General features: G+C 75.5%; 13 protein-coding genes. 5 read left to right on the top strand and 8 right to left on the bottom strand.

The annotated features are described in order from the left end of the window. Window positions 1-72 precede the first annotated feature (72 nt). Window positions 73-1,248, top strand: a complete 1,176-nt coding sequence (locus GA0070606_RS09820; protein ID WP_091097001.1) for an ROK family transcriptional regulator — start codon at window positions 73-75, stop codon at window positions 1,246-1,248. A gap of 276 nt (window positions 1,249-1,524) precedes the next feature. Here GA0070606_RS09820 and GA0070606_RS09815 read toward each other — a convergent pair whose 3' ends face one another. After that, complete coding sequence (locus GA0070606_RS09815) at window positions 1,525-2,535, bottom strand: ABC transporter permease subunit (RefSeq protein ID WP_091096999.1); 1,011 nt, start codon at window positions 2,533-2,535, stop codon at window positions 1,525-1,527. After that, window positions 2,532-3,542, bottom strand: a complete 1,011-nt coding sequence (locus GA0070606_RS09810; protein WP_091096997.1) for an ABC transporter ATP-binding protein — start codon at window positions 3,540-3,542, stop codon at window positions 2,532-2,534. Before GA0070606_RS09810 ends, GA0070606_RS09815 begins: the two co-directional genes overlap by 4 nt. A 119-nt stretch (window positions 3,543-3,661) precedes the next feature. Between GA0070606_RS09810 and GA0070606_RS09805 the strand changes: the two genes are divergently transcribed. Then, entirely contained in the window at window positions 3,662-4,468 is an 807-nt protein-coding gene (locus tag GA0070606_RS09805; RefSeq protein ID WP_091096996.1) for an ABC transporter ATP-binding protein, read from the top strand. Between the two features lie 139 nt (window positions 4,469-4,607). Continuing rightward, entirely contained in the window at window positions 4,608-5,504 is an 897-nt protein-coding gene (locus GA0070606_RS09800; RefSeq protein ID WP_091096994.1) for a ribokinase, read from the top strand. Window positions 5,505-5,543: 39 nt separating this feature from the next. Here the strand turns inward: GA0070606_RS09800 and GA0070606_RS09795 are convergent, their stop codons facing one another. The 3 genes from GA0070606_RS09795 to GA0070606_RS09780 form a co-directional block, all read right to left on the bottom strand. Further along, the gene (locus GA0070606_RS09795; protein ID WP_091096992.1) at window positions 5,544-6,335 is read right to left on the bottom strand and encodes a hypothetical protein; all 792 of its coding nucleotides are present in this window, start codon (window positions 6,333-6,335) and stop codon (window positions 5,544-5,546) included. A gap of 143 nt (window positions 6,336-6,478) precedes the next feature. Continuing rightward, window positions 6,479-6,958, bottom strand: coding sequence for a DUF6232 family protein (locus GA0070606_RS09790; protein WP_091096990.1), 480 nt, complete (start codon window positions 6,956-6,958; stop codon window positions 6,479-6,481). Between the two features lie 863 nt (window positions 6,959-7,821). Further along, complete coding sequence (locus GA0070606_RS09780; RefSeq protein ID WP_091096986.1) at window positions 7,822-8,298, bottom strand: DUF6232 family protein; 477 nt, start codon at window positions 8,296-8,298, stop codon at window positions 7,822-7,824. 100 nt (window positions 8,299-8,398) lie between these two features. Here GA0070606_RS09780 and GA0070606_RS09775 point away from each other — a divergent pair, with 100 nt between their 5' ends. Both GA0070606_RS09775 and GA0070606_RS09770 read left to right on the top strand, forming a co-directional pair. After that, entirely contained in the window at window positions 8,399-9,172 is a 774-nt protein-coding gene (locus tag GA0070606_RS09775) for an enoyl-CoA hydratase-related protein (RefSeq protein ID WP_091096984.1), read from the top strand. 115 nt (window positions 9,173-9,287) lie between these two features. Next, window positions 9,288-10,910 (top strand): acetolactate synthase, encoded by a 1,623-nt coding sequence (locus GA0070606_RS09770; RefSeq protein ID WP_091096982.1) that lies wholly within the window; start codon window positions 9,288-9,290, stop codon window positions 10,908-10,910. Between the two features lie 46 nt (window positions 10,911-10,956). Here the strand turns inward: GA0070606_RS09770 and GA0070606_RS09765 are convergent, their stop codons facing one another. The 3 genes from GA0070606_RS09765 to GA0070606_RS09755 are packed head-to-tail and all read right to left on the bottom strand — an operon-like array spanning window position 10,957 to window position 12,149. Then, window positions 10,957-11,388 carry a PLD nuclease N-terminal domain-containing protein gene (locus GA0070606_RS09765; RefSeq protein WP_091096981.1) on the bottom strand — a complete coding sequence of 144 codons (432 nt, stop codon included), beginning with the start codon at window positions 11,386-11,388 and terminating at the stop codon, window positions 10,957-10,959. A 27-nt stretch (window positions 11,389-11,415) separates the two neighbouring features. Beyond that, entirely contained in the window at window positions 11,416-11,760 is a 345-nt protein-coding gene (locus GA0070606_RS09760) for a DUF202 domain-containing protein (RefSeq protein ID WP_091096979.1), read from the bottom strand. Further along, the gene (locus tag GA0070606_RS09755) at window positions 11,757-12,149 is read right to left on the bottom strand and encodes a YidH family protein (protein WP_091096977.1); all 393 of its coding nucleotides are present in this window, start codon (window positions 12,147-12,149) and stop codon (window positions 11,757-11,759) included. The genes GA0070606_RS09760 and GA0070606_RS09755 overlap by 4 nt, the downstream gene beginning before the upstream one ends. Window positions 12,150-12,156: the final 7 nt, after the last annotated feature.

The following is a 12,156-nucleotide window of genomic DNA, read 5'->3' as shown; positions in this document are numbered from 1 at the left end:
CGTTACGCTACGGCTACCCGTTTGCAGGTCCGTTTACAGTTAGCAAGGTTTAACAAAACTAGAGGACGTGGCATGAGTTCGACCCGGCTGCCCGGCACCCCCCGTCTGTTGCGGGCGCTCAACGACCGCGCGGCGCTGGAGCTGCTGCTGGAGCAGGGGCCGCTCACCCGCGCCCGGCTGGGCGAGCTGACCGGGCTGTCCAAGGTCACGGCGTCCCAGCTCGTCGAGCGGCTGGAGGAGCGCGGTCTGGTCACCCGGGTCGGCGAGCAGGCCGGCGGGCGGGGGCCGAACGCCCAGCTCTACGCCGTGCGGCCGGGCAGCGCGCACGTGGTCGGGGTGGACGTCGGCGCCGACCGGGTGGTCGCCGCCTGCGCGGACATCACCGGGGCGGTGATCGGCCGCGTCGAGCAGTCGACCCACGACACCGACGACCCGGTCGGCGTGGTGCACAACGCGGTGGTGCAGGCCGCGAGCAGCGCCGGGGCGCAGCTTTCGAGCGTACGGCGGATCGTGCTGGGCACCCCCGGCCTGGTCGACCCGGGCACCGGCGACATCACCTTCGCGTTCAACCTGCCGCGCTGGCACAGCGGCCTGCTCGCCGCCCTCCGGGAGGACCTGCACACCCCGGTGGTCTTCGAGAACGACGTCAACCTGGCCGCCGTCGCCGAGGCGCAGTCGGGCGCGGCCCGGGGGCTGACGGACTTCGTGCTGGTCTGGGTCGGCGCCGGCGTCGGCCTGGCGATCGTGCTGGGTGGCCGGCTGCACCACGGCAGCAGCGGCGCCGCCGGCGAGATCGGCTACCTGCCGGTGCCCGGGGCGCCCATCCCGCGGGACGTCTCCCGCCGGGCGAAGCCGGCGTTCCAGCAGTTGATCGGCGCGGACGCGGTCCGCGAGCTGGCCCGCGCGCACGGCTACCCGGACGGCAGCGGCGCCGCCGCGGTGCGGGCGGCGGTCGCCGACGGCACGGCCGGCGGCCCGATGCTCGACGAGGTGGCCCGCCGGCTGGCGCTCGGCGTGGCGAGCACCTGCGTGGTGCTGGACCCGCCGCTGGTGGTGCTGGCCGGCGAGGTCGGCCAGGCGGGCGGGGCGGCGCTGGCGGAGCGGGTGCAGCACGAGGTCGCGGCGATCACGCTGGTCCGCCCCCGGGTGGTGCCGACCGGGCTGACCGAGGAGCCGATCCTGCGCGGCGCGCTGCGCACGGCGCTGGACGCGGTGCGCGACGAGGTCTTCGGCTCGACGGTCGGCTGACCCCGCTCCGCCCGGCGGCGTGCCGGGCGCCGCCCCCGCGCGGTGCGCGCCGGGTGCCGCCCCCGCGCGGTGTGCGGCGAGCGCCGCCGGCGCGCGACGCGCGGCGGTCACCTTCTGGCCATGCGCGGCGGGTGCCGTCTCCGCGAGGTGCGCGCCGGGTGCCGGGAACCCGGTCCGGCGGGGTCGGAGCGGGCCGGGCGTCATGTGAAGGAATTCTTCATCACCGCCCCCGATGCTGCAAGGTCTTGCCGCATCGGGAGCGGGCGACGTGGCAGGTCACATCAGGTCGCGCCGACGGAACACCGCAAAGGCCGCCGCGGTCAACGCGCCGGTGAGCCCGAGCAGCACGACGAGCGCGGGCTGCCAGGTCACCGTGTAGAAGGCACTGCACGACACGGTGGCGGTCGGTGCGCAGGCGTCGTCCCAGAAGTCGACGCCGCCGTTCAGCCAGGCGGCCACGTAGCTGGAGAGCATGTACCGCTCGACCTTGACGACGTCCAGGATCTCCATCACCAGCCGCGCCCCCAGCTCCCACACCACGAGGTAGCCGGCGACCGCACCGAGCGCCGCAGACGTGTGGCGGCCCAGGGTGGCGACGGCGAAACCCGCCGCGGTGAACAGCAGCGCCAGCAGCACGCCGCGCCCCCAGACCGCGCCCAGCGACTGCCAGAACTCCCCGTCGAGCCGCCCGGGCCGCCCCGCGACCTGGGCGATCAGCCAGAACGCCCCGAGGTACGCCGCGGAGGCGACGAGCGACAGCAGCGCCGTCGCGCCGAGCAGCGTGCCCAGCTTGGCGCCGAGCACCGTCAGCCGCCGGGGCCGCCAGAGCAGCAGGTTGACCACCCCGCCGGAGTTCAGGTCGGCGCCGATGTAGGAGGCGCCCACCAGGAACCCGAAGAGCACCAGGAACGCGATGAGGAAGTAGAGCAGCGGCTCGGCCTCCGAGGCGAAGGTGAACACCCCCGTCAGGTAGTCGGCGGCCACCGGAGCCCGCTCCATCCGGGCCGGGTCGACCTCGCCGCAGTCGTCCGGGAGGTACACCTGCGCCTCGCCCGGTCGCAGGACGCCCCGCTGCCGGTCCAGGCACAGCTGGTGGGTGCGTTCCAGCTGCTGGCGCGCCGCCGCGGCCTGCTGCTCGGCGTCGAGGACCTCCTCCGCGGTGGGCCGGTGCGAGCCGGCCAGGGTGGTCGCCGCGGTGACACCGAACGCGAGCACCAGCAGGACCAGCATGAGCTGCACGAAGCGTCGGGCGCCGAGACGCTCCAGCTCGGCACGGACCAGGTTCACGCGTCCACTCCCTTCGCGTCGAGGTCGATCACCGGTTCCCGGTCGCGCTGGTCGGGCAGCACCGTCTCGTCGACCTGCCGGGGCACCGCCGGGTGCGCCGGCGCGCCGGTCAGCTCGAGGAAGGCGCTCTCCAGGTCGGGCCGCAGCGGGGTCAGCTCGCGTACCCACAGGCCCGCCTCGCCCAGCGTCCGGCTGACCGTCGCGGCGTCGTCGACGTCGCCCACCACCAGGTGGTCGCCGTCGCCGGTCACCGTCAGCCCCGCCGCCGTCAGCAGCTCGGCCGCCCGCGCCGGCTCGTCCACCCGTACCAGCAGTTCGTGCCGGTCGAAGCCGGCCAGCACCTCGTCGACCCGCCCGGCGGCCACCCGGCGACCCCGCGAGATGATCGTGACGTGGTCGCAGATCAGCTGGATCTCGGCCAGGATGTGGCTGGAGACCAGCACCGTCACGCCGGCCTCGGCCAGCGAGCGCATCAGGTCCCGCATCTCCCGGATGCCGGCCGGGTCCAGCCCGTTCGCCGGCTCGTCGAGGATCAGCAGCTCCGGGTCCTTGAGCAGGGCCGAGGCCACCGCCAGGCGCTGCTTCATGCCCAGCGAGTAGCCCTTGACCCGCTCGTCGCCCCGGTCCCGCAGGCCCACCTGCTCCAGCACCGCGTCGACCCGGGCGACCGGCACACCGCCGGCCCTGGCGAGCAGGCGCAGCGTGCGGTGGCCGGTGAAGTTGCCGAAGAACTGCGGGCTCTCCACGATCGCCCCGACCCGCCCGGCCACCTGGGGCAACTGCTCCGGCGACGTCCGCCCCAGCACGGTCATCCGGCCGGCGTCGGCGCGTACCAGCCCGAGCAGGGCGCGCAGCGTGGTGGTCTTCCCCGACCCGTTGGGGCCGAGGAACCCGTGGATCTGGCCGGACTCCACGAGCAGGTCGAAACCGTCGACCGCCACCCGGCGCCCCCGCCGCAGGCTGTGGAACGCCTTGCGCAGGCCCTCGATCTCGATGACCGCGCTCACCGGCGCGGCTCCGGGTTCCGACCGGGCATGGACCCTCCTCCGCCACTGGTGACCAACGACACGGCGCCCCACCCTATGACCCGGGCGCCGCCCGTGGGGGGCGTCCCGGCGGTGCGTGGTTGGATGGGCGGGTGACTGGTGACGCGGATCTGGTGATCAGCCTCGACGGCGTCGGTGTGCGCCGCTCCGGCACGGCGCTGCTGCACGACGTGGACTGGCGGGTCGAGCTGGACGAGCGCTGGGTGGTGCTCGGGCCCAACGGCGCCGGAAAGACGACACTGCTCAACCTCGCCGCCGGGCGGCTGCACCCGACGACCGGCGCCGCCCACGTGCTCGGCGAACGGATCGGCCGCACCGACGTCAACGAGCTGCGCACCCGCATCGGCCTCTCCACCGCCGCGCTCGCCGAGCGGGTGCCCGCCGACGAGCGGGTCAGCGACGTGGTGGTCACGGCCGCCTGGTCGGTGCTCGGGCGCTGGCGGGAGAGCTACGACACGTCCGACGAGGCCCGCGCCCGCGCGCTGCTGGGCCAGCTCGGCGTCGGCGGCCTCGCCGACCGCACCTACGGCACCCTCTCCGAGGGCGAGCGCAAGCGGGTGCAGATCGCCCGCGCGCTGATGACGGACCCGGAGCTGCTGCTCCTCGACGAGCCCGCCGCCGGGCTCGACCTGGGTGGGCGGGAGGACCTGGTGGCCCGGCTGGCCGAGCTGGCGTACGACCCGGACGCCCCGGCGCTGGTGCTGGTCACCCACCACGTGGAGGAGATCCCGCCCGGCTTCACCCACGCGCTGCTGCTGCGCGAGGGCCAGGTGGTGGCCCAGGGGCTGCTCGGCGACACGCTCACCGGGGACAACCTCTCCAAGACCTTCGGGCTGCCGCTGGTGGTCGAGCGCTCCGGCGACCGGTACACCGCCCGCGCCGCCTGACCCGTTCGCGCCGCCTGACCCGTTCGCGCTGCCTGACCCGTTCGCGCCGCCTGAGCCGGGCGGTCACGGGTCGGGACGGGGGCCGTTCCCGGGGTCCTAGACTTCGCCGCAGCGTTCCGGCGGCGGGGAGGAGGTGGCGATGCGGCAGACCCGGGTCGTCGTGGTGGGCAGCGCCAACATGGACCTGGTGGGCACCGCACCCGCCCTGCCCCGGCCGGGGGAGACGCTGCTCGGCGCCGGCTTCGTCATGGTGCCCGGCGGCAAGGGCGCCAACCAGGCCATCGCCGCGGCCCGCGCCGGCGCCTCCTGCGCGTTCCTCGGGGCGATCGGCTCCGACGCGTTCGGCGTCACCCTGCGTGCCCGGATCGCCGCCGCGGGGGTCGACACCGGCCACCTCCGCACCACCTACGGCGCGTCCGGGGTGGCGCTGGTGATGGTCAACGCGCAGGGCGAGAACGCCATCCTGGTCACCCCCGGTGCCAACGCCTCGATGACCGACCTCACCGACCCGGAGCTGACCGCCGTACGCGAGGCGGACGTGCTGCTCGCGCAGCTGGAGATCCCGGTCGACACGGTGACCCGGGCGGCGGCCGTGGCCCGCGCGGCCGGCACCCGGGTGGTGCTCAACGCCGCCCCGGCCGTGCCGGTGCCCCCGGAGCTGCTCGCGGCGACGGACCTGCTCGTGGTCAACGAGACCGAGGCGCAGGCGCTGACCGGGCGCGGCCGGGACGCCCCGGCGGCCCTGCTCGACCTGGCGCCCAGGGCGGTGCTCACCCTCGGCGCGGAGGGCGCCTGGTACGGCGACCGGGACGGCACGGCCGTGCACGTACCCGCGGTCAAGGTCGACGTGGTGGACTCCACCGCCGCCGGGGACGCCTTCACCGCCGCGCTCGCGGTCGCCTGGGGCGAGGGCCGCGACGTGGTCGACGCGGTGCGCTGGGCGGCGGCGGCCGGGGCGGCCTGCGCCCGCCGGCTCGGCGCCTCGGTGGCGCTGCCCACCCGGGCCGAGATCGACGAACTCTACGTGCCCGCCTGACCCGACCCATCGACCGACGGCTGGGTCGCGCGGGGCCGCTCACGCCTCCACGTCGTCGGTGAGCTTCTCCCCCCGGCGGCGGAGCATGCCCAGCCCGGGGATGCCGGCGACGGCGAGCTTCAGGTCGCGGGTGACGTCGAGCAGGTCGTGCAGGTCCGGGCCGACCCGGTCCAGGGTGGCCAGGATCGGCAGGATGTCCGCCGTCAGGTGCTGCCGAAGCTTGGGCAGTTCGTCGACGAGGCGGATCGCGGCGGTCACCTCCTCGTGGCTGAGCTGCTCGATGAACCGGGTCGCCATCGGGACCGCCCGGCGCAGCGCCGGCTCGTACGCCGTCAGCAGTTCGGCGGCAGTGGCCGCCGCCTCCGCAGCCGTGCCCACGGTGCCGGCCGCCCGGCCGGCCACCGCCTCGGCCTCGGCGACCACCGCGCCCGCCGTGCGGGCCACCTTGTCCGCCTCGCCGACGACCGTGGCGGCGGCGGCCGACACCTGTTCGACCTCGCCGAGCACGACGGACGCGGCGGTCGCCACCTCGGTCGCGGTCCCGATCGCGGTGGTCGCGGCGGCGCTGATCACGGCCACCTCCCGCACCGCGGCCTCGGCGTCGGTGAGCACCCGGTCGGTGCGGTCGAGTGTCTGCTCGGCCCGGTCCACGAGGCCGTCGACCCGGTCCACCACGCCGCCGATCCGGCGCAGCAGCGCCTCCACCGAGTCGAGCACGGCGAACGCGCGGGCCGGCACCGCGGCGAACGAGGCCGCCGAGCCGAGGGCCTGGTCGAGGGCGGAGCGGGTCAGGCCGACGACCGCGGCGGGCCGGGGGAGGGGAATCACCATGGCACCAAGTGTGCGTCCCCCGCGCCCGGACCGCCGGACGGGACGGGTGGCGGCACCGGCGGCGGACCGGCCGCGTGACGGCGGCCTGCCGACCGAGGGCCGACGGCGCGTCGACCGTGTGACGGCGGCCTGCCGACCCGGGGTCAGGGATCCGTGTGCCGCTCGACCGCCCGCTGGACCGCCCGGTAGATCTGCCCGAACCGCAGCGCGTCCGGCGTGCGCAGCAGCAGCACCTCGCGGCCGTGGTGCTGCACCCAGAGTTCGTGCACCTTGCTGCCCCGCTCGTAGGAGCGGTCTAGCCAGCCGAGCGGGATCTCCAGGAACGGGGTCAGGGCCAGCGCGCCGACCGCGCACGCCGCGAGAATGACCAGCGCCAGCTGCCACTCGCCCCGGTCCTGCGCCGACCAGGCCAGCGACAAAACGCAGACGACCGCGACCAGCGGAGGCAGCGAGAGAAGCAGGACCAGGACGCCGCGCCCCAGCACCCGCCCCCTGACCGCCAGCGTCTTCGGGCCCTGCGCGTGCCAGACGTACGTCACGTCGGCGATCGGGACGGCGTGGCCTCCCACCCGGATCGACTCCGAGGTCACCTGCACCGCGTCGTCCCGGTAATAGAGGGTCATCACTAAGCCTAACCACCCGCGGGCGATCGGCCGCGAGTGCCGCGTCGCGTTCCCGTCCGACGGCGGGGTGACCGTTCGCGCCCTGTCGAGCTGAATCGTCTGCGACATCACAGCCCTCGGAACATGTTCGTCGGGCGGGTTCGTCGACGGCGTCGCTGGCGCGGGGGCCGCTTTCGTCCGGCGGCTTGTCACGAGTGCGCTGGCGGGGGCAGCCGCTTTCGTTCGGCGGCTTGTCAGGAGGGCGCTGGCGGGGGCAGCCGCTTTCGTTCGGCGGCTTGTGAGGAGGGCGCTGGCGGGGGCAGCCGCTTTCGTTCGGCGGCTTGTGAGGAGGGCGCTGGCGCGGGGGCCGCTTTTGTTCGGCGGCTTGTCGGGAGGGCGCTGGCGGGGGCAGCCTTCGTGTGGCGCGCCCGGCGGTGGGGCGCGACGGTGCAGGAATCCGGATCGCTCGCAACGGCGCTGGATCGAGGGCCGCCTTCCTCCGGTGAGTCGTCCACGACGTTCTGGTGCGGGGGTGGCTTCGCCGTCCGTGAATCGTTTACGACATCAGCTCGAAAGGGCGCACGAAGTGGTGTCGCTGCCACCGCGGCCCGGCGACCGCGGCCCGGCGACCGCGGCCCGGCGACCGCGGCCCGGCGACCGCGGCCCGGCGACCGCGGCCCGGCGACCGCGGCCCGGCGACCGCGGCCCGGCGACCGCGGCCCGGCGACCGCGGCCCGGCGACCGCGGCCCGGCGACCGCGGCCCGGCCGTCGTGACCCGCTCCGTCCGTTGGGGCCGTGCGTGCCCGGGGCCGTGCGACGACCCAGGGAGCCTGGTCGGGCCGCTGTGCGGCCTGGGAGTGTCGCCGGACGAGCCGATCGAGTGCTAGCGGCGGCGGGGCGCCACCGGCTGGCCGGCCTCCACCGCCCGCTGCACGGCACGGTAGATCTGCCCGAAGCGCAGCGCGTCGCGGGTACACAGCAGCCGCACGGGCTGGCCGCGCCAGCGGGCCCAGATCTCCAGCTGCCGGCTGCCGCGGGCGTACGAGCGGTCCAGGTGCTCGAAGAGGAAGTCGGCGACCGGCCCGACGGCGAGCCCGACCAGCACCGAGGCGCCGACGATGGCGACGGTGACGGTGAGGGAGCGGTCCAGTCGCAGTGCCAGCGCGATGCCCAGGGCGGCGGCCACCAGGGGGCCGGCCAGCGCCGCGCCGACCGCGCCCCGGCCGGCGAGCACCCGCCACGAACGACTGCCGCGCCGGTGCCACACCATGCTGATGTCGGCCAGCCGGAAGGTGCGGCCGTCGACGCGGACGGCGGCGGAGGTGACCTGCACCGACCTGTCGTCGTAGTAAGTAATCATGGCGGTTCTCCCGGTGGCGGGCCTGCAGACCACACTACTTACCCCGACGGGCCGGGCCGTAAGGTTGGCTCGCGACTTCGACGAGGAAGTGAGGGTCAGCGTGGGCGAGTTCGTGCGGCTGGAGACCAAGGACGGCATCGGCACCATCCGGTTGGAGCGGCCGCCGATGAACGCGCTCAACACCCAGGTGCAGGAGGAGTTGCGCGGCGCGGCCGCGGCGGCCACCGCCGACCCCGGGGTCCGGGCCGTCATCGTGTACGGCGGGGAGAAGGTCTTCGCCGCCGGCGCGGACATCAAGGAGATGGCCGACATGTCGTACGTGGACATGGCGGACCGGGCGGCCGACCTGTCCAGCGCGCTCGGCGCGATCGCCCGCATCCCCAAGCCGGTCGTCGCCGCGATCACCGGCTACGCGCTCGGCGGCGGCTGCGAGCTGGCGCTGGCGTGCGACTGGCGGGTGGTGGCCGAGGACGCCAAGCTCGGCCAGCCGGAGATCAAGCTCGGCATCATCCCCGGCGCGGGCGGCACGCAGCGGTTGGCCCGCCTGGTCGGCCCGGCACGCGCCAAGGACCTGATCATGTCCGGCCGGATGGTGGACGCCCAGGAGGCGCTGCGCATCGGGCTGGCCGACCGGGTCGCCCCGGCCGCCGAGGTCTACGAGACCGCGGTCGAGCTGGTCCGTCCGTACCTCACCGGCCCGGTGCAGGCCCTGCGCGCCGCGAAGCTCGCGGTGGACGGCGGCCTGGACATGGACCTGAACTCCGGCCTGGCGTGGGAGAGCCAGCTCTTCGCGGCGCTCTTCGCCACCGACGACCGGCGTGAGGGCATGGCGGCGTTCGTGGCGAAGCGCAAGCCGGACTTCACCGGCCGCTGACCCGGCGTCGGGGCCGGCGGGCCCGCCCGCCGGCCGCCGAGGCGAGGCCTGTTCACATTCTGCCTACCGATGAGTAGCGTGTGACTCCGGTCATGCGGACGAAGGGAAAGCGGCGATGACGGAGCGGATCGAAGGTCACGGCGGGGAGCTCGCGCTCGCGGCGCTGCGCGCGTACGGGGTGCGGGAGATGTTCACCCTCTCCGGCGGGCACGTCTTCCCGCTCTACGACGCCGCGCACAAGGGCGGCTTCCCCATCTACGACGTGCGGCACGAGCAGTCGGCGGTCTTCGCCGCCGAGGCGGTGGCGAAGCTCCAGCGCCGCCCCGGCCTCGCCGTGCTCACCGCCGGCCCCGGCGTCACCAACGGCATTTCCGGCCTGACCAGCGCATACTTCAACGCCTCGCCCGTGCTGGTGCTGGGCGGGCGGGCCCCGCAGTTCCGTTGGGGCTCGGGCAGCCTCCAGGAGATGGACCACCTGCCGCTGGTCGCGCCGGTCACCAAGCACGCCGAGACGGTGTTCAGCCCCGACGACATCCCGCGCGCGGTGACCTCGGCGCTGACCACCGCGCTCACCCCGCACCGGGGCCCGGTCTTCCTCGACTTCCCCCTGGAGGCGGTCTTCTCCGTCTCCGACGCCGAGCTGCCCGCCCTGCCGGGCATCGTGCCGGTCGAGCCCGACCCGGACGAGGTGGCGAAGGCGGCCGGCCTGATCGCCGCCGCCAGCCGCCCGGTGGTCATCGCCGGCTCGGACGTCTACGCCGGGGACGCCGTCGACGCCCTGCGCGCGGCCGCCGAGGCGCTCCAAGTGCCGGTCTTCACCAACGGCATGGGCCGGGGCGCGCTGCCGCCCGAGCACCCGCTCGCCTTCGCCAAGGCGCGCCGGGTCGCGCTGAAGGGCGCCGACGTGGTCGTGGTGATCGGCACCCCGCTCGACTTCCGGCTCAGCTTCGGCGACTTCGGCGACGCGAAGGTGGTGCACGTCGTCGACGCGCCCAGCCAGCGGGCCGGGCACGTCCAGCCGGCCGCCGCCCCCGCCGGCGACCTCCGGCTGGTCCTCGCCGCGTGGGCCGACCACGCCGGCGACCGGGTCGACCACGCCGACTGGATCGCGGAGCTGCGTACGGCCGAGGACGCCGCGAAGGCGCGCGACGCCGAGGAGATGGCCGCCGAGACCGACCCGATCCGTCCCGCCCGGGTCTACGGCGAGCTGCGCAAGGTCCTCGCCCGCGACGCCATCACCATCGGCGACGGCGGCGACTTCGTCTCGTACGCCGGCCGCTACCTGGAGCCCGCGCAGCCGGGCACCTGGCTCGACCCCGGCCCGTACGGCTGCCTCGGCACCGGCATGGGCTACGCGATGGGCGCCCGGGTCAGCCACCCCGACCGGCAGATCTGCGTCCTCATGGGCGACGGCGCGGCCGGCTTCTCGCTGATGGACGTGGAGTCCCTCGCCCGGCAGAAACTGCCGGTGGTGATCGTGGTCGGCAACAACGGCATCTGGGGCCTGGAGAAGCACCCGATGCGCGCCATGTACGGCTACGACGTCGCCGCCGACCTCCAGCCGGAGCTCCGCTACGACCAGGTGGTGAGCGCCCTCGGTGGCGCGGGCGAGACGGTGGCGAAGGCCGGCGACCTCGGGCCGGCCCTGCGGCGGGCCTTCGACGCCGGCGTGCCGTACCTGGTCAACGTGCTGACCGACCCGGCCGACGCGTACCCCCGCTCGTCGAACCTGGCCTGAGCCGCCGCCCGCCGCCGTCGCCACGACCCGGCGACGGCGGCGCCGCTCAGGCGCCCGGGGTGGAGCCCTCGGGGCGGTCCTCCTCGCGCGGTGGCTCGCCGTCGCGGCGGCGCAGCTCGTCCTCGCGGCGGCGCAGGTCGTCCTCCCAGCGGCGGAACAGCTCCTGGTCGTCCCGCCGCGAGCGCTCGCCGAGCGAGCGGAGGAACTCGGGGTCGTCGTCCGGGGCGACCGGGCGGGGCCGTTCCCGGGTCGGCAGGATCCGGCCCCTCGGCGCGCCGCCGGGCTGGCCGGGAGTGCGCTCGCGGCCGGCGAAGAACCAGGCGAGGGAGCCGAGCAGCGGGAAGAACAGGATGATCAGCACCCACGCGATGCGGGGCAGGGCCTTGATCTCGCCCTCCTCTGCGGAGAGGCAGCTGATCAGCGCGCAGACGGCGAGGACGATCTGCGCCAGGAAGAGGAGGACATACAGCCGGGCCATGCGTCAATGATGGCGCACCCGGTGCCGTCAACCCAGCCCGCGCGCCGCCAGGAGCGTGCCGAGCAGCGCGAAGCCGACGGTGGCGAGGGCGACCAGGGGCAGCGCCCGCCCGTAGCCCGGCGCCGGGCCGGCACCGGTGGCCCGGCGCCAGCAGACCGCCAGCGCCGCGCCCCAGCCGAGCACGGCGACGCCGGCGACCAGCGCGCCGAGCGTCCCGCCGGCGGGCGGGCCGGTGAGCGCCAGCCGCACGGTCAGCACCATGATCACCGTGAGCGCCAGGGCGGTGCGCCGCCAGGCCAGCCGGGTCCGCTCCGGTTGCAGCCCCGGGTCCCGGGCCGGGCCGTCCGGCGGCGTCCGCCCCGCGCCGCTCACGGCGCGCCGACCGCCCGGGCCAGCACCGCCGTTACCAGCAGCAGCGCGCCGAGGCCGACGGCGAGGGCGAGCACCGCCGGGAAGCGGGAGGCGGGCAGCTCCTCGCCGAGCCGGATGGCCCGTTCCGTACGCGCCCAGTGGTCGACCGCCCGGACCGCCACCGCCCCGCCGAGCAGCAGCAGCGCGACGGCGATCACCTCGCGCAGGTGCGCCAGCGGCAGGGGCGGCAGGAACTGGGCGGCGGCGAGCCCGCCCGCGACCAGCGCCAGCCCCGTACGCAGCCAGGCCAGGAAGGTGCGCTCGTTGGCCAGGGAGAAGCGGTAGTCGGGGGTACTGCCGACCGAGCGCAGCTCGCGCGGGTCGAACCATCGTCGGATCGCCTGCCACACGGGCCGA

It is taken from the genome of Micromonospora citrea (genome assembly GCF_900090315.1).
GTDB lineage: Bacteria > Actinomycetota > Actinomycetes > Mycobacteriales > Micromonosporaceae > Micromonospora > Micromonospora citrea.
The sequence above is the reverse complement of the archived record's forward strand: the minus strand, read 5'-3'. Positions and strand labels throughout refer to the sequence as shown.

Bases quoted from the DNA above. Each gene is read 5' to 3' on its own strand.
- GA0070606_RS09820 (WP_091097001.1), top strand. From the start codon at position 73: ATGAGTTCGACCCGGCTGCCCGGCACCCCCCGTCTGTTGCGGGCGCTC.
- GA0070606_RS09800 (WP_091096994.1), top strand. From the start codon at position 4,608: ATGCGGCAGACCCGGGTCGTCGTGGTGGGCAGCGCCAACATGGACCTG.
- GA0070606_RS09795 (WP_091096992.1), bottom strand. From the start codon at position 6,335: ATGGTGATTCCCCTCCCCCGGCCCGCCGCGGTCGTCGGCCTGACCCGC.
- GA0070606_RS09790 (WP_091096990.1), bottom strand. From the start codon at position 6,958: ATGACCCTCTATTACCGGGACGACGCGGTGCAGGTGACCTCGGAGTCG.
- GA0070606_RS09780 (WP_091096986.1), bottom strand. From the start codon at position 8,298: ATGATTACTTACTACGACGACAGGTCGGTGCAGGTCACCTCCGCCGCC.
- GA0070606_RS09770 (WP_091096982.1), top strand. From the start codon at position 9,288: ATGACGGAGCGGATCGAAGGTCACGGCGGGGAGCTCGCGCTCGCGGCG.
- GA0070606_RS09765 (WP_091096981.1), bottom strand. From the start codon at position 11,388: ATGGCCCGGCTGTATGTCCTCCTCTTCCTGGCGCAGATCGTCCTCGCC.